The sequence below is a fragment of the Rhizobium sp. RAF36 genome (assembly GCF_052114105.1).
In the GTDB taxonomy this organism is placed as follows: domain Bacteria; phylum Pseudomonadota; class Alphaproteobacteria; order Rhizobiales; family Rhizobiaceae; genus Rhizobium.
Genome location: NZ_JBFREC010000001.1, coordinates 1 through 22,463, shown reverse-complemented (window position 1 = coordinate 22,463; position 22,463 = coordinate 1). Strand labels below are relative to the sequence as shown.

Below are 22,463 nucleotides of genomic sequence, written 5' to 3'. Positions count from 1 at the left end.
GAAACGGGGGTAGGGAAATTCATGGCAACCGCAGTCATCGACGGCATCAGCACGCGTTACGAAATCATCGGCAGCGGACCGCCGCTCCTGATGTTCTCGCCCGGCGGCTTCGACGCGACGGTCGAGAAATGGCGCACACAGGGCATTTACGTGGTGACCCAGTTTCTGGAGCACCTGCCCTCGCATTTTACCTGCATCGTCTTCGACCGCCGCGAAACCGGCCAGTCGGGCGGCCGCGTCGAGCGCGTCACCTGGCGTGATTATGTGAAGCAGGCGACCGGCCTGCTCGACCATCTCGGCATCGAGAAGGCCCATATCATGGGCGGCTGCATGGGTTGCAGCGTGGCGATGGCGATGGCGACGCAGGCGCCCGAGCGTGTCGACAAGATGGTGCTATTCTGGCCCGTTGGCGGCGCCCGCTACCGCATGACCGGGCATCAGCGCTTCGCCGAACATCTGGCCTTCGTGCAGCAGAACGGCCTTGAAGCCGTCGTTGCGCTGTCGAAGGAAAGCAACAAGGCCTTCGGCGCCGATCCGCGCGGCGGCCCCTGGATTTCGGTGCTGCGTCATGACGCGGAATTCGCCAAGCACTATGCCAAGCTCGATGTCGACGCCTACAAGGCGATCGTCGCGGGCATGCCGCGCGGCCTCATCGACCGCGACACCTCGCCGGGTGCCGAACCTGAAGATCTCGTCCGTCTCGACATCAAGACGCTGATCATCCCCGGCGCCGACTTCTCGCACGCGACATCGGCGGCCCGCTACCTGCAGGAATGCATTCCGGGTTCCGACTACTGGGATATCCCGGTTCCGCAACTGATGGCCGAAAACACCAATGCTCGGGTGATCGATTTCCTGAGAGTTTAAACCCTCAAGCCGGCAATGCTTCCGGGAGAAACTGGCCGCTGTGACGGGTCAGGAACTCCTGGAAAGCGGTCATCACCGGGGTCATCGCCCGGTCGGTGCGGCTGACGGCAAACCACTGCCGCCGGATCGGCAGACCGGCAACATCGAGGATCGCGATCTTGCCCGCCTGCACTTCCTCGGCAACGCTGTGAGCCGCCAGAAAGGCAAGTCCGGTATCGGCCATGACGGCGCGCTTGATATCCTCGACGAGCTCCATCTCGGTGTTCGGCCCTGCCGCCCGTCCCGGGATTTCCGCCATGAAGCGCTCGAACCAGATCCGCGTACTGGAACCCGAGCCGCGGACGATGAAATGCTCGCCGGCGATATCGGCCTTGGAAATCCCGTGCTGGCCGACCAGCGGATGGTGGGGGGGCGCAACGACGACCAGCGAATGCTCGCCGAAGATCGCCGCACGCACCGAGATATCGCGTGGCGGACGGCCGACGAGGGCGATGTCGATCGTCCGGTTCTTCAGCCGCTCGATCGTCTCCGTCCGCCGGTCGATGATCAGATCGAGGTCGATATCGGGAAATTCGGCGGCAAAGGCGTTCTGCATGGCGCTGGCGAAATAGCGCACGGTCGAAACGGCGCCGACGGCGATCCGGCCGCGCTTGACGCCCTTGAAGGCATTGATCTCGTCGCCGAGCAGCTGCAGCCGGTCTTCGATATCGCGGGCGGCAGAGAGAACCGCCCTGCCCGCCTCTGTCGGATACATGCCATGGGCCATGCGCTCGAAGAGCTGAACACCCGCCTCCGCCTCCAGCTGTTTCAGCTGCAGCGTGACGGCCGGCGCGGTCAGTCCGAGCACTTTCGCAGCCTCGACGATCTTGCCATGAGTCTCGATGGCAAGAAGCGACCTCAGCTGACGAAAGCTTATATTTTTCATGGAAATGACGATAAAAAAACTTAACGCAGGTGTAAAGAGATTAAAATTTACTTCGGTGCCATCAGGGCATAGCGTCGATCTCATGCGGGTGTGTTGTTTTTCGCGTCGCGGAGGACGGATCTACGGCAAACGACCCCTTGCTTTATCATCACATGTTGGCGACCCTGCCCCATCGAAATACGCCGCCAACGCCGAACCCAGGAGGGAAATGACATGAGACAATCACTGAAGAGCGGGCTTCTTGCCTTGATCGCCGCCGCTATTCCGGCCGCAGCCTATGCCCATCCGGCGATTGGAGAGGCCGCAGGCTTCAGCCACGGATTTGCCCATCCGATGACCGGTCTCGATCACGTCCTGGCGATGGTCATGGTCGGCGTTCTCGCCTTCCAGCTCGGCGGCCGTGCCACCTGGCTGCTGCCCGCAACCTTCGTGCTGGTTATGGCCTTCGGCGGCGCGCTCGGCATGGCAGGCGTCAACGTTCCCTTCGTCGAAATCGGCATCGCGCTATCCGTGATCGTGCTCGGCGCTGTCGTTGCCTTGAACATCAAGGCTCCGGTTGCTGCCGCAATGGCCGTCGTCGGCCTCTTCGCCGTCTTCCATGGCCACGCGCACGGCGCCGAAATGCCTGAAAACGCTGCCGGCATCACCTATGCTGTCGGCTTCATGATGGCGACCGCCATCCTGCACATGGCCGGCCTTGCGCTCGGCTTCGCCATCGGCCGCGGCGGCGAGCGCAGCGGCTTCCTGGCAACCCGCCTTGCCGGCGGCTTCGCCACGATCGCAGGCGTCGGCATCCTGACGGGCCTCATCTGATCCATCATCCGAAACGAAAAAGGGCTGCGATCCCGGGATCGCAGCCCTTTTTGATTCTGCAGTAGCGTCCTGAAATCAGCGGCGCTTGTAGGTGCGCTTGAAGGCCGTCTCGTCGATGCCGAGCGTGTGGAGCGCTGCCGTATTCGGCGCGCGGCGCTCGCGGCGGGCCATCGAGCATTCATGCGCGGCGCTGACCAGGCTCATCGTTTCGAACAGACCGCCGAAAGCGCTGCGGACCCAGTCCGTACGGCCGGTGCTGCGATAAGTGGTAGCGGTCATCTCGATCATCTCCGTCTATTGTGCGCTGCATATAACTTGACAGCGGCAATCCGGAAAGACCTGACAGCACAGAGCAGCCATACGGATTCCGCATAGCGGAACCTCGTTCTGCATCAGGAGCGATCAGATGACGAAATTCTCCATGGTCTCAGGAACGAAGATATCTTCGGGCTGCAGCCGCCGCTTCGACAGCCCCTGCTCATGCGAATAGCGCAGGAACGTATCGAGCGTCTGGCGGTTCTGCTTGAAGCCGTAGCTCCAGTAGTCATCGCCCATGATCCGGCGGGCCTCTTCCACATGGGCATTCAGCCACGGAAGCATGACCTTCAGCGCCGCCGTCTCCTCGAGATCGCGATAGATGCGCGCCTGCGCCTCGGCAAACGCCTTGTAGAGCGATTGGGCAATCCAGCGATGCCGCTCGTAGATCTCGCGGCGGATGACGATCGTATGCATGATCGGGAAGATTTCCGTCTTGCGGAAATAGTCGCGCTCCACCTGCACGAAATCCTCGAACAGCCGCTTCACATGACAGCCGTCGTAGGATGATGGCTTGCGGGCCGTGAACAGCGCATCGATCTCGCCTTCGCGGATCATCGCCGACAGGGTCTGCTGCGGCCCGATGCGCTTGACGTCGATATAGGACGGCAGGTTCAGCGGCAGCTTTTCCGGCCGGTTCGGCTGCTCTTCGCCGCCGGTGTAATGCGTGACGTCATCGACCTTGACGCCGTATTCGTCGGAGAGAATGCCACGAATCCAGACCGGCGCGGTCATCTGATATTCGGGACTGCCGACCCGCTTGCCGATCAGATCGGCGGGATTGCGGATGCCGGCTGTCGAGTTCACATAGATCGACGAATGCCGGAAATAGCGCGAGGGAAAGACCGGAATGGCGACAAAAGGCTGCTCTTCGGTGAAATGCGAGAGCACATAGGATGACAGCGACATCTCGGCGATGTCGAACTCCTTGTGGCGGAGCATGCGGAAGAAGGTCTCTTCGACGGGCATGTTCAGATAGACGAGATCGATGCCATCAGGCACGACCGTGCGGTCCATCAGCGCGCGCGTGCGGTCGTAATTCCAGCAGCCGAAGGACAAACGAAGCGACGATGTCAGATTACTCACTCCCCAACAGCCGGACGTGAATCAAAACCTGACATCCTCCTGTCAAGCTGCTGATCATCAAAGACAATCGGCGATCCGCTCACCCACCGGATTTCTCAGTTCCGGTGAACGCCCTTCCACATTAGAGAGAGATCATCGGGCCCGGTCGGGCAAATGTCCAAGATAAATCATATTGTCCAGCTCATACGAAAATCGCTGATCAATCCTCGATGACGCGATCGATCGGGTGGGCGTAGGGACCGATCGCCGCGGCAAGACGCTCGACCATATTGTAGATGAAGCCATGGAACAGCCGCTCGTCCGCCAGCCCCTTGTGGGAGGCATGGGCGAGGAACAGCGTCAGCTTTACATCCGGCCGCTCGATGCGCCGGGCGATCAGTTCGCCGGAGCAGATTTCCTCCGAGACGATGCCGTAGGGCATGATGCTCTGCGCAACGCCATGCGAGATCAGCGCCTTGATCGCCTCCATCGACTGCACCTGATAGGTGATCTTGACGTCGACAGAGAGGCGCGACGCCGTCTCGTGGACGCGCCGCCAGATGATGTCCCGATTGGAAACCAGCGCCAGATCGCCGGCGACAGCATGGCGGAAGGAGACATCCTGCTCCGCATCCTTGCCATCGGGTGCGGAGATCAAAAGCAGGTCTTCCTCCATCAGCGCGATGCGCCTCAGGCCGGGGCTGTCCTCGATATCATAGGCCAGAACGTAATCCAGTTCGCCGCGCTCCAGCGCATCGGTCAGCACGAAGCTCAGCTCCTCGACGACGTGAAGCGCAATACCCGGAAGCTGCTCGTTGGCGGCGACCAAAAGATCGGTGCCGATCAGTTTCAGGATCGACGGCGTGGCGCCGAGGCGCACCCGCACCTTCTCGCCGCCGAGCGAGATCAGGTCGCGCCGCGTCTCCTCGATCCGCTGCAGGATTTCCCGCGCGCGGTCGTAAAGCAGCATGCCGGCCGGTGTGGCGCTGACGCCGCGCGAATGGCGGTCGAGAAGCTGGATCTGCAGTGAATCCTCGAGATTGCGGATCTGGATCCCGAGCGCCGTCTGGGCAAGGTTCAGCTGTTCGGCGGCGCGCGTAATGTTGCCGACTTCGACCACCTTGACGAAATATGCGAGCTGACGGAGCTTCATCTTAGTAGAACTGGTCGAAATGGACCTGGCCCTGCGGGACGCCGAGGTCGATGAGCATTTTCTGGATCGCCTGGCCCATCATCGGCGGACCGGCGAAATAGATCTCGCATTCGGGCAGGCGCTCGGCAAAGAGCTTGGCGGCGACCTCGTGGACGAAGCCGCGATAGCCGTCCCAACCATCATCTTCGGCAGGCATGCCTGAAACAACCGGATGATAATGCAGGGTGCTGCCGAAACCCGGCAGCTCCTCCAGCATCTCCCGGCCGCAGATGTCGCGTGCCTCGCGGCCGCCATAGATGAAGTCGATCCGCCGCCCGGCAAGCGCTGGCGAAACCGCCGCCGCCCGCGTCACCGAGATCATCGGCGAGAGGCCGGAACCGCCCGCGAGACAGATGATATCGCGCGGCGAATCCTCGCGCAGATAGGCCATGCCATAGGGACCATCGATGCCGATCCGCTCGCCGACCTTGAGCCGGTCGAAGAGCATCGAGGTGGCCGCGCCATTCGGCACCTTGCGCACCTGAAAATGCCACTCATCCGGCTGATCGCCCCGGTTCGCCATCGAATAGGCGCGGCTGCCCACGACGCCATCGAGCGTGAGCAGCGCATATTGGCCGGAGAGAAAGGTGGTAGGCGTATCGAGGCGAAAGCGGAACTCGCGGATATCGTGGGTGATATCGGTGATGCCGGTCAGCACGCCCTCCTGCTTCACCGGCAGGTGGGCGCTCTCATATTGCGGCATCAGCCTGAGCTTGACGGTACAGTCGCTCAGCGGCCGCGCCTGGCAGCCGAGACGGCGGCCGCGCTGGCGGTCGCGGTCGCTCAGACCCGGCGCGTCGGCGCGGAGCTCCTCGATCTCCCCTTCGAGCAGATCGAAACGGCAATTGCCGCAGGAGCCGACATTACATTCATAGGGGAAGCCCAGACCGGCGCGAATGGCGGATCGCATGATCGTGTCACCGTCGGCGCAGGACCATTTGGTATCGGTCCCGCTCAATGTCATCACGGTCATGCGTTCCTCCTCATCATCTATGTCTGTAACCCGCTCCATGACCGAGACGGGACGAGATCGTTGCCACCGTCTCCAACAGCGGTGGCGCAAATTTTTCGATGGCCTCCAGCGACAGCCGCAGAGACGGCCCCGCTACGCCGACGGCGCCGACAACGGCACCGGTAGAATCCCGGACAGGGGCGGCAATCGCCCGGATGCCGGGCTCGCTTTCCTCATCCTCGATGGCAAAGCCGCGCTGGCGGACTTCGGCCAGGATCTCGCGCACCCGCGCGGGATCCGTAATCGTGTGCGACGTGCGCTTGGCGAGCGGCCCCGAAAGCACCCGCTCGATCGTCTCCTCCGGCGCGAAGGCGAAGATCGCCCGGCCGACTGCGGTGCAATGGGCGGGCTTGCGCGCACCGAGATCGGACTTGATGCCGACAGCCTGCGGGCTCTCCAAGTCGTAGACATGCATGACTTCGGTATCGGTGGGGATGCCGAGTATGATCGTCTCGCCCGTATGCTTTCTGAGGTCGAAGAGGTATGGACGCGCCTCGTTCGACAGGTTCATGCGGCGGCGTACCAGCGTGCCGAGCCCGAAGAGGCCGATACCCAGCCGGTAGCGCTCGGTTTCCGGGTTCTGTTCCAGCAGCCCTTCGGCCACCAGGGTCACGGCCAGACGATGGACCGTGCTCTTCGCCACCTTCAATTTCTGCGCCAGCGCGCTGACCCCGATCTCGACCTCATCCTCCGAAAATGCTTTCAAAAGACGAATGGCCGTGGTGACCGATGACAGGCGGTTGCGGGTCGCAGGGGCGGCCTTTTTGGTGCGTGCCGTTTCCTTCACAGATGCATTCATGGCGTGCGTTTTCCGTCTTTTTGCAAGGAGTAAGGGATCGTCCATAACACAGCTCCTGCAAATACTCACGCCACGCCGAGAACCATTCTCAGACCCTCAGTGCGCTCAGCATCTCGGCCACATATTCGTCGCCATTCGAGATGACGAGCATGGCCGCAAACGGGCGCATCGCCGTCAGCGTACGGGCCATATCGAGCGCTGGAACCTCCTTCGAACTGACGACCAGACCCGTCGTCATCTTGCTGCGCACGAAGCAGGCGTTGCCGATAATCTCGGCCGCCTCTGCCGAGGCACCCGCCGTCGTCAGCATGACGATGACATCGGCATCGGCGATTTCTTCGGCCAGCGTCGTGCGCCGCCCGGAGATTTCCTCCAGCACCGCATCGACGGGCAGCATGTTCAGCGTATCCGTCGCGAACTTCGCCTCGACATAGCGCAGGAAGTGGGCATCGCCGCCCTGATAGCCCGCGGCCAGCCGGTCCAGCGCCGAATGGCTGGTCCGGTCGAGCGCGATGATCCGTGACTTCCGAGGCTTCGAATTCGGATAGTTGATCCGGAAACGGGCTTCTTCCGCCGTCGTTGCGCGGGCGCTTTCGCTCAGTCCGAGTTGCATGGCATCTCTCCCTTCAAGGACGTTGCTGTCAGACGCTGGTCTGCGCCTTGCCCGCGATCACCGTCAGCGCTTCGTCGGCGATATCCGTGTAGGCCTTGTCGGCAGGCAGCACGATGGCAGCCGAGCGAACACGATGATGAGCCGGATCGACGCCGGGGGGCGTGATGCCCTTGTCCTTCAGCGCGCGCGCCGCCCGCATCAGCCGGTGACGCGCCATGATGATGCCGTTGTCCGTCGAGACCAGGTTCTCCTTGGAACGGTCGACGATCGGCCCCATGCTTTCCTGCAGCGATGCATCCTGCATGGCGATGCCTTCGACGCCGGAATAGGTGGTGCCCTTGCGCTGCGCCTCGCGGTCCATCAGGTAGTCGTTGTCCTTGTTGGCGGCCGGACGATAGGTGCCGGGAACATAGGCGACGTGAATGCCCTTGCCATCCTTCATCGCCTGGCGTTCCCCCGCCGTCAGCGCCCGGACCGGATGGTAGTCGAAGCTCCAGGCCCAGCAGTTTTCATCGTCGATCGGGATCCAGAAATGGCCGTGGACCGGATGGTCGCCGCGTGGCGGAACCATGGTGAAGGACGGCATGACCCAGGGGGTGATGCGCCAATAGTAATGGCCTTCTTCGGCATTACGGCGCGCGCCGATATAGAGACCGCCGTCCATGTCGGTCACTTCGAAGAATGGGCGGGCATCCGACATGTTGTACTTGTTGCCACGCGCACCCTTGAAAAGCGGGTCGGAATTCAGGCTGCCGCTGTGAAGCCAGGAGACGTGGCTGGAATCGATGCCGCCCTCCATGGCCTGCAGCCAGTTGCATTCCTGCCAACGCTTCGAAGTGAAGGTCTGCTCTGGCGGAACCAGCGCGAATTCCCATTCCGGATGCGGCGGCTCCTTGTCGGCAGGGCCCATATAGGTCCAGAGGATGTCGCCGATCTTGATCAGCGGATAGGACTTCAGCTTGATCTTGCCGCAGTAGCCGCTTTCCTTCGGCTCCGAGGGCACCTCGATGCACTGCCCGGTATTGTCGTATTTCCAGCCGTGATAGGGGCAGCGCAGACCGCCCTGCTCGTTTCGCCCGAACCACAGCGAGACGCCGCGATGAGCGCAAAACTCGTCGATCAGGCCGTAGCGTCCCTCGCTGTCGCGGAACGCCAGCAACCGCTCGCCGAGCAGCTTGATACGGACAGGCGCACAGTCATTGTCCGGCAGCTCCTCGGCCAGCAGCGCCGGGATCCAATAACAGCGGAACATATCCCCCATCGGCGTGCCGGTATCGGTCTGCGTCAACAGGTCGTTCTGTTCTTTCCTGAGCATGACTACTCCTCCTCGAGTGCCCGCACGGCGAGCCGCGCCGCCGCGCCAAATCCTGTTTCCTCCGGCCGATCGATTTGCGGTTGACCTTCACGCCGGATCGGGTATTTTTATCGCATGTTCCGTTATACAGAACATCGTTTCGTTTTAAACGCTACATGCTGATTGCACGCTCGTCAAGCGCTGCGCAAGACAAGGGAGGAGATGCGAATGTCGGAAGTGGGTTCCCGGATCAGACTGTGTTCGACCGATGACGTGGATTGGGATAGCGCCATCCGCGTCGAGCAAGGCGATCTGACGCTGGCCGTCTACAACGTCAACGGCACGCTCTACGTGACCGACGACCTCTGTACGCACGGGCCCGGCTCGCTGGCCGAAGGCTATCTCGACGGCTACCACATCGAATGCGATTTCCATAACGGCCAGTTCGACATCCGCACCGGCGAAGTCGTCGCCCCGCCCTGCATGGTCCCGATCAAGACCTACAAGGTCGTCGTCGAAAACAGCGACGTCATGATCGAAGTCTGATCGGCGCGGCTTGCGGATCATAAAAAGTCGTATAATGTGGGATTAATTAAAACGGGAGGAACCGGTCATGAAATCTCACAAGCACGCGGATGAGCAGCATTCGGATCTGTCGGAAAATACGCTGCGCCACGACGTCTCGATGGCGACGCGGCTGCTGAACAGCCTGAAGATCTTGGAGTATAGCGGCCATGTGAGCGCCCGCCTGCCCGGCAGCAACACCTTGCTCATCCAGCCGCAGGACAAGAGCCGCGCCGACGTCGCGCCGTCGGATCTGTTCGTCTGCGATCTCGATGGCAAGGTCGTCTCCGGTCCTGAAGGCTCCAAGCCACCGTCCGAAACTTTCCTTCATTGTGAGATTTATCGATCCCGCGCTGATGTGAACTCGGTCGCCCATTTTCATCACGACGTCACCAATGTCTTCACGCTGGTCGAAGACGTACCGCTGCTGCCGGTGAAGAACCATGCGATCCGTTGGCGCAACGGCATTCCGGTACATTCTGACCCCGCCCATGTCGATACGCCCGAGCGCGGCCGCGGCATCGTCAAGACGCTCGGCGATTGTCACGCGATGCAGATCCGCGCCCATGGCCAGATCGTCACCGCCGAGACCGTCCGCGGCGTCTTCATCGATGCCGTCCATCTGGTCGAGAATGCCGAAGCCGCCTATCGCGCTGCGACACTCGGCAAGGTCAAGCCGCTGACCGAGGAGGAGATGGAATCCTTTGCCCATTCCTTCCGCCGCGGCCACCACGTCCGTAAACTCTGGAAATACTATGCGGGCGGCGCAATCCGCGACGGTCTCTTCCCCGAAGGCTGGAATACGGCGGCTTAGTCTGGGGTCCAGGGCCAGCGGATCGGAGCTCTTGGGTCGTGCTCCGGTCCGCGCGGCCGTTGCCTGCGGGCCGATCATCGCTTTATAGTGAAGCACTTAGGGATGAGGCCGAGGCGGGATTCGATTTGCTGAAAGACTGGTTTGCCATTGGCGCAGGACGCCCTTCAGCGAGCGCGTGTTTGGAGATGCCAGCTTGAGCAGCCCGGAGAAACTGATCGGCCTGCTCGACCTCTTCGATGCCGGTGACGATGCGGTGGCGCTGAGCTTCGAAGAGCTTTGCGATACGCTCGGCTACACCCGCTCGACGCTCTACCGCTATCTGAAAATCCTGACGGATGCCGGTCTGCTGACCTCGCTTCCCGGCGTCGGCTACATGCTCGGGCCGCGCATCGTCGAGCTCGATTACAAGATCCGCACCGGCGACGTGCTGATCCGCGCCGCCCGTCCGATGATGGAAGAGCTCGCGGCCCGCTTCAAGGCCGTCGCCCTGCTCTGCCGCCGCTACAAGTTCGAGGTTCTCTGCGTCCATCAGGAAGTCGGCACCGAAGCCGTTCACAGCAATTACGACCGCGGCCGCCGCCGTTCGTTGCTGCATGGCGCCGCCTCGATCGCCATCCTCGACCATCTCCCGGATCATCAGCTGAGGAAATATTACGGCCTTGCCCAGGACGAGTTCCTGAAAGCAGGCTTCGGCGCCACGCTGCCGGAGGTGAAGGCGAAGTTCCGCCAGCATCGCGAACGCGGCTGGGTCAGCACCAGCGGCGACGTGACGCCCGGCGTCACAGGCGTTGCCGCCCCGGTCTTCGACGGCCGCTCCGAGATCATCGGCAGCCTCAGCCTGACGCTGCGCGACACGCAGATGCAGGCGAAGACGCTTGAGGATATCGCCGAACAGGTGGTGTTCTGCGCCGGCGTCGTCTCGAAGACGCTAGCGAGAACCTGACCCCTCTCAGTGCCCGGTGACCATCGCCGCTAGGGCCTCGGCATCATCAGGTGCCGCCTTGCCGCGCCAGACGACATGCATGTCGGGGCGCACCAGAACCAGATCATAGCCATAGATGTCGCGGGCGCGCTGCGAGGCGATGTCGAGCGTTTGATAGGGCACGCCCCTCGCCTTGAAGGCACCCTCGATCCCTGACGTATCGATCTGCGTTCCACCGAGCCGCAGCATCGTGTAGCCCGCGCCGATCCGATCCTGCACCGGATCGTTGTCGCCGAGCCAGAGATGCGGCAGGCGTGCGCCCGGCCAGGTCGTCGGGTGATATTCGCGGAACAGATGCTCCGGGCCGCCGGGCTCGTCGGTGATCACGGGCGAGCCGACATAGCGGTAGCCGAGTTCGGCACCGATCATCTCGTTGGTCTTGCGCTGTTCGGTATCGGCGACACCAGCAAGATTGTCGCGTGTCGCCTGCCCTGCCGGCGTGTTGTCGCGGATATCGGGTCTATATTGCGAGCGCCACTTGCGGCGACCGAGCGAGGCATAGCGCGAGGCGCCGACATTGCGGTCGCCAACCTGCCGGCGTTCGATTTCGTAGGAGCGCAGCAGGTTCGGCCCGCCCCAGCCCTCAAGTGTCGCGGCCAGCTTCCAGCCGAGATCGACCGCATCGCCGACACCGGTATTCATGCCGAGACCACCGGTCGGAATGACCAGATGTGCGGCATCGCCGGCCAGGAAGACACGACCCGAACCGTAATTGTCGGCAAGCAACAGGTTCTGCTTCCACTGGCCGACATAGAGCATCTGGTAATCGACGGGCGCACCGACCGCCTTCTCGAACTGAGCGGCCATATCCTCGTCCTTCTCGACGACGGCATGCAGCGTCCAGTGTTTGGTCGAATCCTGCATAATGAGAAACGTCGCCTGACCATCGGCAACATGATAGTGCCGCCCGCGGCCGGGACCGTCGCCGAGCGGAATGCGGTTATAGAGCTCTTCGGAATAGTAGAGCGCCTGGCGCAAGTGCAGGAGATTGCCCTCGCCGCGCAGCTTGATACCCAGCTGCTTGCGCACCGGGCTTGCCCCGCCATCACAGCCGATGACATATTTGGCGCGATAGGTGACATCGCCGTTTTTCGTCGTGGTCCGCGCCGTCACGCCACCCTCGTCCTGCTCCAGCGACAGGAATTCCGTGCCGTAGCGAACGGTCACCGTCGGCAACTCTTCCGCCACCGATTTCAACAGCGGCTCCAGCGTGTATTGCGAGATCAACTGGTAGGCTTCGAGCGGCTGGCTGGCATCTTCCGACTTGCGGATCTCCGCCAGCGCCTCGTTGACGGAGGGATATGGCAGCCGCAGCAGCGGGGGCTCGTTCATGGCGAGAACGACATAGACATCCATCGGCACCGACGCATCGAGGCCCGCCTTGCGGATCTTGTCCGACAGGCCCATGCGGCGGAAGATTTCCATGGTGCGCGCGTTGCAGCGCTCCATCTTCGGCAGGAATTCCGGCGCCTCCTTCTTCTCGATCAGCGTGCAGCGCACGCCCTTCTGCCCGAGGTCGATAGCCAGCGTCAGCCCGACCGGGCCCGCACCGACAATGAGAACATCCGTCTGTTCCATGCGCTCCATCCCTTCGCCGCCCTCCAACCCGGCAGCATTCGCCTTCATTTACGTCGAGTTCCAAACGAGCGTCAATTGATTTCTTAAAAAATCCCATAATGCAGGAATAATTAAAAAATGACTGGACAGGCGATTGCTGTTCTGCGCATGCTTGCCTTAAATGATGGCGCGGCGACTTTGCCGGGCGGCTCTGGGAGGAGTTCAGTGACGAAGAAGGTGGAGCTGACGCTCGCTTGCGGTGACTACGAGATCATCCGCGCGCTGAAGGAAGGAGTGGTGAAACCCGACGGGATCGAGCTGACGATCCTGACCGAGATGGATTCCACTACCCGCCACTGGCGTTTCCTGCGCAACGGCGAATTCGACGTCGCCGAGGTCTCCCTGTCGTCCTACATGGCCGCCAAGACCCGCGGTCTGCCCTTCGATGCGATTCCGGTCTTCCTGCATCGCCGCTTCCGCCACGGCTTCATCTTCACCAATACCGCCGCCGGTATCCGCGAGCCGAAGGACCTGATCGGCCGCAAGGTCGGCGTGAAGAGCTATCAGGTGACCGCATCGCTCTGGCTGCGCGGCCTGCTGGAGAGCGAGTATGGCGTGCCGCACCAGTCGATCGACTGGTATTCCGAGCTCGACGAGGACGTCGATTTCAAGCTTCCCGCAGGCCTGAAACTGCACAAGATCGGCGAAGACAAGTCGATCGAGCAGATGCTTGTCGATGGCGAGATTGATGCCCTGCTGCATCCCGATCTGATCGCCCCGATCAAGAAGCGCGACCCGCGCGTCGGACGGCTCTTCCCCGACTACAAGGCCGAAGAGATCGTCTATTACGAGCGCACCGGCATCTTTCCGATCATGCATGTCATGGGCATCCGCCCGGAGATCGTCGAGCGCCACCCCTGGGTGCCGATCAATCTCTATATCGCCTTCGAGGAAGCCAAGCAGATCGCCATGAAGCGCATGGAAAACCCACGCATCGTGCCGCTCGCCTGGTATCGCGAGGCCTGGGAGGAACAGCAGGCGATCATGGGCGACGATCCCTGGGCCTACGGCCTTGAAGGGCAGAACGCCAGGACGCTGGAAACCGTGATCGGCTACGCCCACCAGCAGGGGCTGATCGATCGCAAGGTCGCCCCCTCGGAGCTTTTCCTCGACATCTCGCAGGGCCGCAAACGCGGCGACAAGCACCGTGTGTAGCGCCTGCGACAGCGGGGCCGCATTCGAACCGGCCTGGTCCGGCAGCGGAATCCGCTGCGACAATTCCTCGGAGAACAAGACGATGCATGAAGACCTGAAGCAGCGGATGATCGAGGCCGGCCGCATTCTGGAAGCCGCCGGCCAGGGCGACTGGACCCGCGGCCACGTCTCGATCCGCGTTCCCGATCAGCCCGATCGCTTCTACATGAAGCCGTCCAAGTTCGGCCTCGAAGAGATCACCCTCGACAACATCATCACCGTCGATCTCGACGGCGAGAAGGTCGATGGCGAATTCGGCCGTCACAACGAGGTCTATATCCATTCCGAGGTGCTGCGCGCCCGGCCGGATCTGAACGCCATCGTCCATACCCACGCGCCCTATGCCACCGCCTTCTCGGCGCTCGCCAAGCCGCTGCAGCCGGTCGGCCACCCGGGCTCGATCTTCGCCGAGGGCCTGCCTGTTTTCTGCGAAACCACGGAGTTGATCACCACCGCCGAGCGCGGCAAGGCGGTCGCCGCCTGCCTCGGCGAGCATGGCGCCATGCTCTTGCAGAACCACGGCATCGTCACCGCCGCCCCCACCATCGAGCAGGCGATCTATCTGGCGCTATCGCTGGAAAACGCCTGCATGATGCAGCTGTGGGTCGAGGCTGCCGGCGGCGCCAAGGCGCTCGGCAAGCCCGAGGATATCAAGGCCAAGCGCAAGCACATGTTCCGCGACGAGATGTTCAAGGCGACCTTCGCCTATCTCGTCCGCCGCCTGAAGCGCGGCTGAGGCGGCCAGACATAGACGACTGAGGAGGAGTCCCATGTATTATATCGACGCGTTCAACCATTTTTTCCCGAAGGCGCTCTGGGAGCGCATCCAGAAGCTCGAAGGCGCCGGCAAGGATATAGGCCGCCGCATGCAGGGCGTACCCTGCATCTACGATCTCGAAACCCGCTTCCGCGTCATGGACGAGTTCCCTGACTACCGGCAGATCATCTCGCTCGGCATGCCGCCGCTGGAAGCCATGGGCGGTCCGGAACTCGCCACCGAATTTGCCCGCATCGCCAATGACGGCCAGGCCGAACTCGTCGAGAAATATCCGGAGCGCTTCGCCGGCTTCGTCGCCGCCCTGCCGATGAATGCGCCCGACGCTGCCGTTCGCGAAGCCGAACGCGCATTCACCGACCTCGGCGCCAACGGCTTGCAGATCCACACCAACGTCAACGGCGCGCCGCTTGACGAGGAGCGCTTCTTCCCGATCTTCGAAGTCGCCGCCAAGCACAACAAGCCGGTGCTGCTGCACCCCTCGCGCAATGCCTCGATGACCGACTACGCCACCGAGGACAAGTCGAAATACGAGATCTGGTGGACCTTCGGCTGGCCCTATGAAACCAGCGCCGCCATGGCCCGCCTTGTTTTCTCCGGCTTCATGGACCGCCTGCCGGATCTCAAGGTTCTCGCTCACCATATGGGCGCCATGGTCCCCTATTTCGAGGGACGCGTTGGCCCTGGCTGGGACCAGCTCGGCAAGCGCACCACCGATGAGGACCTGACGCTGGTGCTGAAGCGACTGAAGAAGCGCCCGCTCGATTATTTCAAGGATTTCTACGCCGACACCGCCGTCTTCGGCTCGAAGGCAGCCACCATCTGCGGCCTGGAATTCTACGGCAGCGACCGCATCCTCTTCGCCTCGGATTCGCCCTTCGATCCGGAAAAGGGTCCGGGCTATATCCGCGACACGCTGAAGATCCTGAATTCGCTCGATCTTCCCAAGGAAGACATGGAAAAGATCTGCTTCCGCAACGCCGAGGCCCTGTTCGGGCTGAAGGGCAGATAAACCGCGAGAAGTTGAACTGGTGCGCGGCCGCAATGCGTCCTATAACGGCCGCGCATCATTGACCGGACATATCCTTGCCCCGCCTTACGCCGATCATTCTCGCCATCGCCCTGTTCATGGAGCGCATGGATTCGACGATCATCGCGACGAGCCTGCCGGCAATCGCCGCCGATATCGGCACCTCGCCGATCGCCCTGAAGCTGGCCGTCACCAGCTATCTCGTCGCCCTTGCCGTCTTCATCCCGATCAGCGGCTGGATGGCCGATCGCTTCGGCGCGCTGAACATCTTCCGCATCGCCATCGGCGTCTTCATGATCGGCTCGATCGGCTGCGCCTTCTCGGGTTCGATCGGCGCCTTCGTCTTCTGGCGGCTGGTGCAGGGCGCCGGCGGCTCGATGATGACGCCCGTCAGCCGCCTGCTTCTGGTGCGTGGCACACCGAAACATCAACTGGTCGATGCGCTCGCCTGGCTCACAATCCCCGCTCTCGTCGGCCCGATCCTCGGCCCGCCCGTCGGCGGCTTCTTCACCACCTATCTCAGCTGGCACTGGATCTTCTGGATCAACGTGCCGATCGGCATTGCCGGTATCATCCTCGTCACCAAGCTGTTGCCGCCGGTCGAAGCCCGCGAGCCGAAGCCGCTCGATTTCACCGGTTTCTTCCTGTCGGGCATAGGCTTCAGCGCCTTCGTCTTCGGCATTTCCGTCATCAGCCTGCCGGCGCTGCCGATGTATTACGGCTACACGACCATCGCCGTCGGCATCCTCATGGGTATCGCCTACCTCCGGCATGCCAAGCGCACCGAGCATCCGCTGCTCGACCCGCGCATGTTCCGCTATCCAATCTTCCGCGCCTCGATCATCGGCGCCTCGAATTTCCGCATGGGGCTCGGCGCCTTGCCCTTCCTGATGCCACTGATGCTGCAGCTCGGCTTTGGGCTGACGCCCTTCCAGTCAGGCATGGTTACCTTCATCACCGCGGTGGGATCGCTGAGCTCGAAATTCGGCGCCGCCCGCACCTTCGCGCGCTTCGGCTTCCGCCGTATCCTGATCGTCACCACCTTCATTTCCGCCATCCTGCTCGGCATCAACGCGCTCTTCCATCCTGGCACGCCGATGTGGCTGATCATGGGCTGCCTGCTGATCGGCGGCATCCTCCGCTCGATGGCCTTTTCCGGCATCAGCGCCATGTCCTTCGGCGATGTCGACGAGGCCGATACCGGCCAGGCAACGGCGATCAATGCGGTGGCCCAGCGCGTCTCCATGGCCATGGGCGTGGCGGTAGCCGGCGCCTCGCTCGATATATCAAGCAGCCTGCATGGCGGCGGCCTGCTGCTCTCCGATTTCCACATCGCCTTCGTGGTCGTCGGCCTGGTATCGGCCTCCAGCGTCATCACCTTCTGGCGCCTGCCGCCCCAGGCCGGCGATGATCTCGTCCGCCGCCGTCCGCGTCACGCCGATTGAGCTCAACTCCCCGCTGACCGGCCGAACTCGCGCGGTGAGCAGCCATTGTGGCGGCGAAACGCGGTACTGAACGCACTGGCCGATTCATAGCCGATGTCGCCAGCCAGCCGCTCGAGGCTGATATCGCCGCGGCTCAGCGCATCGCGCGCCAGCGCCATCCGCCATTGCGCGAGATAGTCGATCGGCGTCATGCCAAGCGCCTCGGCAAAGCGGACAGCAAAGGCCGAGCGCGACATGCCCGCCAGCTTCGCCAGCCCCTCGACGGTCCAGCGCGCACGGACATCGGCATGCATCGCCCGCAAAACACGGGCGAGCGAGGGATCACGCATCGAACGCAGCATTCCCGATGTCACCGGCCCGGCATCCATACCGCCGCCCCAGCGCAGCGCCTCGACCAGCATCACCTCCAGCAGCCGCTCGACCACCGGTTCGCGGCCCGGCCGGTCGGCCACGCTCTCTTCCATGATCAGCGCGATGATGCGCTTCAGCCGGTCGCCCTCGCCCTCATCGGCACGGATATGGATGATCCCGGGCAGCAGTGCCAGCAGCAACCCTGCATTGACCGGATCGATCTGGAAGCCGCCGCCGAGCATCCGGAAATCCGCCTCGCCTTCCGCCTCGCCATGCCGCACCGGCTGATCGGTGGGTTCGCGCGGCAGCCGCTCTGCCTCGGCATGACTGAACAGCGAGAACGCCGGCGTCGATGGAATGAGAATGAAATCGCCGGCGGCAAGCCGGATCGGCGCTTCCTCGTCAAACTGAAGAAAGCAGGTCCCCTCGAGCACGATGGCAAATCCGGGCGCCCCGTAGGCACGATAGCACGCGCCCCATCTGCCGCGGCCGGTGATCGGCTTGGAGACGGCCGCATGCGGCCGAAGCAGACCGATAAGGTCACTGAAAGGATCCATTATGGACGATCTACAATGTTTTATGGAGTTCTGATTATAGATCATCTCCGCGACTTGTCTATGCTCCCTGACAACGAAAGGAGCCCGACATGGCCAAGACGATGATGATCACAGGAAGCTCGACAGGATACGGAAAGGCAGCAGCAGAGTTCTTCCTCGACAAGGGGTGGAACGTGCTGGCGACGATGCGACAGCCGGAGAAGGCGGCCTTCGCGGATAACACCGGCCGCCTCAAGGTCCTGCCGCTCGATATTACCAGCGACGACAGCATCCGCGCGGCGATCGCCTCCGGCATCGAAGCCTTCGGCACGATAGACGCCTTCGTCAACAATGCCGGGATCGGCCTCGCCTCAGCCTTCGAGGCAACACCCGATGCGGTCACCCGTGAAATCTTCGAAACCAACAGCTTCGGTGTCTTCACCGCCTGCCGGGCGATCATCCCAGTCATGCGCCGCCAAGGTGGCGGAACGATCATCAACGTCACATCCAGCGCCGGGATCGGCCCAATGCCGATGGTCGCCGTCTACTGCGCCAGCAAATGGGCCGTCGAAGGTTTCACGGAATCGCTCGCCTACGAACTCGAACCCTTCGGCATCAAGGCGCGCCTCGTCGAGCCCGGCTATGCGCCGACAACGAGCTTCACCACCAATAGCGGCGACCGCATGAACGGCCTGATCCCGGATGACTACGGCGCCTATGCGCAGACCTATTTCCAGAGGATGGCAAACTACCCGACGCCCTACTGCACCGAGCAGGAAGTGGCCGAGGCGATCTTTGCGGCGGCGACGAACGAGGCAAGGCAAGTGCGCTACCTTGCCGGAGCCGATACCAGGATGGTCGCCGATCTCCGCTGGACGACATCAGACGCCCACTACACTGAGACCATGCGCAAGACCTTCAGCCCGCAAGGCTGAGAGGATGGAAAGCATGGCCGCCGCAGCCGACGAGCGCGGCGGCCATGAACATCAGGCGATAATGCCCCGAAGATTGTCGAGGATCGCATTCCAGCCGCCGCGGTGGCCGTCGCGGGCCTCTTCGCTGCGGAACTTTACCTGCTTCAGCGTGATTTCGGTGGTGTTCGCATCGACCTCGGCGAGATCGATGGTCACCACACTGTCGTCGAGCGAATAGGGCGACTCCCAGGTGAAGGCGAGGCGCGCGTGCGGATCGATCTCCAGATAGGTGCCGGCATGCGGGATTTCGCGCTCGGCGGTCTTCATCACGATCGAGAAGCGGCCGCCCTTCACCGGGTCGTTCGACACCTTCGATACATCGCTGCCGCCGGTCGGCGTGCGCATGAACTGCGCCAGGATTTCCGGCGAGAGCCAGGCGTTGAAAACCTTCTGGCGGGGTGCAGCGATCCTGCGGTTGATTGTCAGTTCCAGTTCACTCATGTCCGTCATCCTTCGAAACGAGAATAGTCTCCAGCGCCGAAAGGCGCAGGTCCCAGATGGACTTCAGTTGCGCGAACCAGCCCTCAGTCAGCTTTAGTGGTTCGAGCTCCGCGGCCATGAAATGCTCACGGCCGACAGTCCTGCGGGTCACAAGTCCCGCCTCCTCCAGCACCTTGATGTGCTTGGAAACGGCATTCAGGGACATGTCGAAATGAGCGGCAAGCGAAGTCACTCTCAGCGCCCCTTCCTGAACAAGAAGCGTAAGGATCTTCCGCCGCGTGGTGTCACCCGCGGCCTTCAGAATACGTGACAGAGCGTCGTCGTCCATTTATTCACCCGTATGGTTGAATATACAAAATTCGAATCGATAGTCAACCATATGGATGAATGTTTTCGCGCGAGGCAAGAGCGTCAGTCCCAGAACCACGACTTTCGCACCTCGGCGCGGGCGGCCTCGCGGGTCATGCCGATATCGCTAAGCTCACTGGCCGAAAGCTCAAGCAGGTTTCTGCGCGTGCGGCGCTTTTCCAGCCAATGCCTCAACGCCGCTACCAGCCCGTCAGGCGCCAGCCTCCATCGCCCCGCGTCCGCCCGTCGTCCGGCGCTCTCTTCAGTCTCGATCGTCATGCCAGTCTCCTGCCCTTTGAAGGCGCGAGGATGGACTGGCAGGAACAGTGAAAGAAGCTTATCATTGTTATGCAATGCATAAGGATTTCTTTGATGATCAATCTCGATCAGCTGGCCGCCTTCGTCAGCGTAGCCGAACTCGGCAGCTTCACGGCGGCCGCTGACCGCGCCGGGGTCACGCAGCCGGCCGTCAGCCTGCAGATCAAGCTGCTGGAACAGCGATTGGGCGTGCGGCTGATCGAACGTGTGGGACGCCGCGCCCAGCCTTCGGCCGCCGGCGTCGAGTTCCTCGCCCATGCGCGAAAAATCATAGAGCAATGCGATACGGCGCTCGATGCCATGGCGCCCTATAAGGAAGGGGCTGCGGGGCGTGTGAGGATCGGCAGCGGCGGAACCGCCTCGATCCATCTGCTGCCTCGCGCCATCGCCGCCGCCAAGAAGCGCATGTCGGGCCTCGAGATCACCGTGAAGATCGGCAATACCGACGAGATCCTTCGCGATCTGGAATCCAACGCGCTCGACCTCGCCGTCGTCACCCTTCCCGCCGCGGCGCGATCGCTGGAAGTCCAGATCTTCTATGAGGACGAGCTTCTGGCCGTCGCCCCGCGCGGCAGCGACATGCCGGAAGGCGGTCCTGATGCCACTTTCCTGCAGCAGAAGGTGATGATGCTCTATGACGGCGGCAATACCCGCCAGGCGACGGACAAATGGTTTGCCGATGCAGGCATCCGTGCCCAACCGGTCATGGAATTCGGCAGCGTCGAGGCGATCAAGGAACTGGTGGCGGCCGGTCTCGGCTGGTCGGTGCTGCCATCGCTGGCGCTGCGCCGCGACCGCGCCGGCTATCTCGCAACGTCGCCGGTGAAACCGCGTCTGGTCCGCCAGCTCGGCATCGTCATGCGCCGCGACAAGCACCTGACCCGCGGCCTGCGCGAAATCGTCAAATGCCTGCGCGACTTCAAGGACTGATGGCGGCTATTTCTCGGCCTTGGAGAGAACGAACGGTACGACGGCCGTCAGGATGGCGGCGACCGGTGCGTTGCGCAGCATGCGCCCGAACACATAGGTTCCGGCCATCGCGCCCGCGAGCTTCAGCCACGGGTAGTCGCCGAGCTGGTCATGGGCGCTTCTGTCGGCCCATTCCAGATTGTTGCGCACCACGGCCGCACTCTGTTCCTTGATCACCGAAAGCCGCGCCCGCAGTGCTTCCAGCTCTGCCTGCAGCCGATGGAGATCGGCCTCAAGGGCCGCGTCCTCCTCCGGATTGTCGCGGATGAAATCGTCGGCCATCGCCTCCGCTTCCATCTCGGCCAGATGCGCCTGAAGGTCCGCTTCGGTTGCTTCTGCTCCGGGCCGTGATCTGTCTGGCATCTGTCTCTCCTGCGTTTCCGGTCTCAAGGCATTGCTGCTGAAAACCGAAACTCCCGGACAGGCGAAAAGTTTCGCGAAGATCGGGCGCTCACCGCTTTTCAGCGAAATCCGGCTGTTTTTCTACCCCGCTTGGCACCTGCGGAGGCGCGTGGCCTACATCCGGCAGTGGATTCTAATCCTAATTGGCAGGTTGATATGGTGGGGTGCGGCTGACGTTATAGGCTCATGAGGTTTGTGTTGATTTATATCGTAGCGTGCGTAACGGTGAGCCTGGCAACGGGGTTCGTCATCTATCCATTTTTCGCGCCGCCGCTCGACCCGGTAACCAGACTGTCCGCAACCGGCACAGTCAACCTCGCTCCAAAGACGACAGCAAAGACATTCCGCGTCCGCCAAAGCTGCGTGGCGCCGACCGAATGCGCCGCCTACGCATCCTCCGAAAGCCTTGCCGATCTGCTGGCAGCACGCTTCCCGTCGGCCGATATGCATGCCGTTCCTCCACAGCCGCCGCTCGAGCTCGACGGCAGAACCGGGCGTCATGAGGAGAAGGCGCTGTGACGCCTCATTCGGCCGCATCGCGCAAAATCAACCATCCATTAACCATAATTAGGCATCGTCGATATAAACACGGAGAGGGCCGTTGAAGCATCAGACGATAATCGCGCGGGTTGCAGCATGCATGCTGATGTCTTCCGCACTGGCCGGCTGCGTGAGCGGTCCGGATCATGTCCCCCCGGAGATGCCGCTTCCCGCGAAGTTCGGTGAAGGCGGGGTCAAGAGCAATGGTGATGTTGCGACCGCCCAGTGGTGGACGGCCTATCGCGACCAGCGGCTGAATTCGCTGGTG

26 protein-coding genes and 1 pseudogene are annotated in these 22,463 nt (G+C 62.3%); 13 read left to right on the top strand and 14 right to left on the bottom strand.

The window, feature by feature from the left end; translation table 11 throughout:
- Positions 1-21: 21 nt before the first annotated feature.
- On the top strand, positions 22-867 hold the full coding sequence (locus AB4Z25_RS00135; protein ID WP_112540624.1) for an alpha/beta fold hydrolase: 846 nt from the start codon (positions 22-24) through the stop codon (positions 865-867).
- Positions 868-871: 4 nt separating this feature from the next.
- On the opposite strand, the gene AB4Z25_RS00130 is transcribed toward AB4Z25_RS00135, so the two are convergent.
- Positions 872-1,792, bottom strand: a complete 921-nt coding sequence (locus AB4Z25_RS00130; RefSeq protein WP_112540623.1) for a LysR family transcriptional regulator — start codon at positions 1,790-1,792, stop codon at positions 872-874.
- Positions 1,793-2,005: 213 nt separating this feature from the next.
- Here AB4Z25_RS00130 and AB4Z25_RS00125 point away from each other — a divergent pair, with 213 nt between their 5' ends.
- On the top strand, positions 2,006-2,605 hold the full coding sequence (locus AB4Z25_RS00125; RefSeq protein WP_112540622.1) for a HupE/UreJ family protein: 600 nt from the start codon (positions 2,006-2,008) through the stop codon (positions 2,603-2,605).
- A gap of 75 nt (positions 2,606-2,680) precedes the next feature.
- Here the strand turns inward: AB4Z25_RS00125 and AB4Z25_RS00120 are convergent, their stop codons facing one another.
- The 7 genes from AB4Z25_RS00120 to AB4Z25_RS00090 all read right to left on the bottom strand — a co-directional run bounded on the left by AB4Z25_RS00120 (position 2,681) and on the right by AB4Z25_RS00090 (position 8,916).
- Entirely contained in the window at positions 2,681-2,884 is a 204-nt protein-coding gene (locus AB4Z25_RS00120) for a hypothetical protein (RefSeq protein ID WP_112540621.1), read from the bottom strand.
- Between the two features lie 123 nt (positions 2,885-3,007).
- Positions 3,008-4,006, bottom strand: coding sequence for an ABC transporter substrate-binding protein (locus AB4Z25_RS00115; RefSeq protein ID WP_442207790.1), 999 nt, complete (start codon positions 4,004-4,006; stop codon positions 3,008-3,010).
- 199 nt (positions 4,007-4,205) lie between these two features.
- Positions 4,206-5,138: a LysR substrate-binding domain-containing protein gene (locus tag AB4Z25_RS00110; protein WP_112540620.1), complete on the bottom strand. Its 933-nt coding sequence runs from the start codon at positions 5,136-5,138 to the stop codon at positions 4,206-4,208.
- Position 5,139: 1 nt separating this feature from the next.
- Positions 5,140-6,150 carry an FAD-binding oxidoreductase gene (locus tag AB4Z25_RS00105; protein WP_112540619.1) on the bottom strand — a complete coding sequence of 337 codons (1,011 nt, stop codon included), beginning with the start codon at positions 6,148-6,150 and terminating at the stop codon, positions 5,140-5,142.
- 13 nt (positions 6,151-6,163) lie between these two features.
- A complete protein-coding gene (locus AB4Z25_RS00100) occupies positions 6,164-6,988 on the bottom strand; it encodes an IclR family transcriptional regulator (RefSeq protein ID WP_442207789.1) in 825 nt (274 codons plus the stop codon).
- Between the two features lie 88 nt (positions 6,989-7,076).
- A complete protein-coding gene (locus AB4Z25_RS00095) occupies positions 7,077-7,601 on the bottom strand; it encodes a hypothetical protein (protein ID WP_112540618.1) in 525 nt (174 codons plus the stop codon).
- 28 nt (positions 7,602-7,629) lie between these two features.
- Positions 7,630-8,916 (bottom strand): aromatic ring-hydroxylating dioxygenase subunit alpha, encoded by a 1,287-nt coding sequence (locus AB4Z25_RS00090; RefSeq protein WP_112540617.1) that lies wholly within the window; start codon positions 8,914-8,916, stop codon positions 7,630-7,632.
- A gap of 207 nt (positions 8,917-9,123) precedes the next feature.
- On the opposite strand from AB4Z25_RS00090, the gene AB4Z25_RS00085 reads away from it, so the two are divergent.
- From AB4Z25_RS00085 to AB4Z25_RS00075, 3 genes are all read left to right on the top strand, one after another.
- Entirely contained in the window at positions 9,124-9,441 is a 318-nt protein-coding gene (locus AB4Z25_RS00085; RefSeq protein WP_112540616.1) for a non-heme iron oxygenase ferredoxin subunit, read from the top strand.
- A 67-nt stretch (positions 9,442-9,508) separates the two neighbouring features.
- A complete protein-coding gene (locus tag AB4Z25_RS00080) occupies positions 9,509-10,273 on the top strand; it encodes a class II aldolase/adducin family protein (protein ID WP_112540615.1) in 765 nt (254 codons plus the stop codon).
- A gap of 193 nt (positions 10,274-10,466) precedes the next feature.
- Complete coding sequence (locus AB4Z25_RS00075) at positions 10,467-11,216, top strand: IclR family transcriptional regulator (protein ID WP_162698838.1); 750 nt, start codon at positions 10,467-10,469, stop codon at positions 11,214-11,216.
- Between the two features lie 6 nt (positions 11,217-11,222).
- Here AB4Z25_RS00075 and AB4Z25_RS00070 read toward each other — a convergent pair whose 3' ends face one another.
- Positions 11,223-12,881, bottom strand: a complete 1,659-nt coding sequence (locus tag AB4Z25_RS00070) for an FAD-dependent monooxygenase (RefSeq protein WP_442207788.1) — start codon at positions 12,879-12,881, stop codon at positions 11,223-11,225.
- Between the two features lie 156 nt (positions 12,882-13,037).
- On the opposite strand from AB4Z25_RS00070, the gene AB4Z25_RS00065 reads away from it, so the two are divergent.
- From AB4Z25_RS00065 to AB4Z25_RS00050, 4 genes are all read left to right on the top strand, one after another.
- Positions 13,038-14,027 carry an ABC transporter substrate-binding protein gene (locus AB4Z25_RS00065; RefSeq protein ID WP_162698837.1) on the top strand — a complete coding sequence of 330 codons (990 nt, stop codon included), beginning with the start codon at positions 13,038-13,040 and terminating at the stop codon, positions 14,025-14,027.
- A gap of 82 nt (positions 14,028-14,109) precedes the next feature.
- Positions 14,110-14,802, top strand: coding sequence for a class II aldolase/adducin family protein (locus AB4Z25_RS00060; RefSeq protein ID WP_162698836.1), 693 nt, complete (start codon positions 14,110-14,112; stop codon positions 14,800-14,802).
- Positions 14,803-14,836: 34 nt separating this feature from the next.
- Positions 14,837-15,853, top strand: a complete 1,017-nt coding sequence (locus AB4Z25_RS00055) for an amidohydrolase family protein (RefSeq protein ID WP_112390191.1) — start codon at positions 14,837-14,839, stop codon at positions 15,851-15,853.
- A 92-nt stretch (positions 15,854-15,945) separates the two neighbouring features.
- Positions 15,946-17,316, top strand: coding sequence for an MFS transporter (locus AB4Z25_RS00050; RefSeq protein ID WP_112540698.1), 1,371 nt, complete (start codon positions 15,946-15,948; stop codon positions 17,314-17,316).
- A 2-nt stretch (positions 17,317-17,318) separates the two neighbouring features.
- Here the strand turns inward: AB4Z25_RS00050 and AB4Z25_RS00045 are convergent, their stop codons facing one another.
- Entirely contained in the window at positions 17,319-18,224 is a 906-nt protein-coding gene (locus AB4Z25_RS00045; RefSeq protein WP_112540611.1) for an AraC family transcriptional regulator, read from the bottom strand.
- 89 nt (positions 18,225-18,313) lie between these two features.
- Here AB4Z25_RS00045 and AB4Z25_RS00040 point away from each other — a divergent pair, with 89 nt between their 5' ends.
- On the top strand, positions 18,314-19,138 hold the full coding sequence (locus AB4Z25_RS00040; RefSeq protein ID WP_112540610.1) for an SDR family oxidoreductase: 825 nt from the start codon (positions 18,314-18,316) through the stop codon (positions 19,136-19,138).
- A gap of 51 nt (positions 19,139-19,189) precedes the next feature.
- On the opposite strand, the gene AB4Z25_RS00035 is transcribed toward AB4Z25_RS00040, so the two are convergent.
- From AB4Z25_RS00035 to AB4Z25_RS00025, 3 genes are all read right to left on the bottom strand, one after another.
- The gene (locus AB4Z25_RS00035; RefSeq protein ID WP_112540609.1) at positions 19,190-19,618 is read right to left on the bottom strand and encodes an SRPBCC family protein; all 429 of its coding nucleotides are present in this window, start codon (positions 19,616-19,618) and stop codon (positions 19,190-19,192) included.
- Positions 19,611-19,946: a metalloregulator ArsR/SmtB family transcription factor gene (locus AB4Z25_RS00030; RefSeq protein ID WP_112540608.1), complete on the bottom strand. Its 336-nt coding sequence runs from the start codon at positions 19,944-19,946 to the stop codon at positions 19,611-19,613. Before AB4Z25_RS00030 ends, AB4Z25_RS00035 begins: the two co-directional genes overlap by 8 nt.
- A gap of 83 nt (positions 19,947-20,029) precedes the next feature.
- The gene (locus AB4Z25_RS00025) at positions 20,030-20,245 is read right to left on the bottom strand and encodes a DUF1127 domain-containing protein (RefSeq protein ID WP_112540607.1); all 216 of its coding nucleotides are present in this window, start codon (positions 20,243-20,245) and stop codon (positions 20,030-20,032) included.
- A gap of 93 nt (positions 20,246-20,338) precedes the next feature.
- Between AB4Z25_RS00025 and AB4Z25_RS00020 the strand changes: the two genes are divergently transcribed.
- Positions 20,339-21,214, top strand: coding sequence for a LysR family transcriptional regulator (locus AB4Z25_RS00020; protein ID WP_442207787.1), 876 nt, complete (start codon positions 20,339-20,341; stop codon positions 21,212-21,214).
- A 6-nt stretch (positions 21,215-21,220) separates the two neighbouring features.
- On the opposite strand, the gene AB4Z25_RS00015 is transcribed toward AB4Z25_RS00020, so the two are convergent.
- Positions 21,221-21,616: a hypothetical protein gene (locus tag AB4Z25_RS00015; protein ID WP_112540605.1), complete on the bottom strand. Its 396-nt coding sequence runs from the start codon at positions 21,614-21,616 to the stop codon at positions 21,221-21,223.
- A gap of 237 nt (positions 21,617-21,853) precedes the next feature.
- Here AB4Z25_RS00015 and AB4Z25_RS00010 point away from each other — a divergent pair, with 237 nt between their 5' ends.
- Complete coding sequence (locus AB4Z25_RS00010; protein ID WP_148194284.1) at positions 21,854-22,174, top strand: hypothetical protein; 321 nt, start codon at positions 21,854-21,856, stop codon at positions 22,172-22,174.
- A 121-nt stretch (positions 22,175-22,295) separates the two neighbouring features.
- Positions 22,296-22,463: pseudogene (locus AB4Z25_RS00005) on the top strand (efflux transporter outer membrane subunit); the annotation flags it as partial.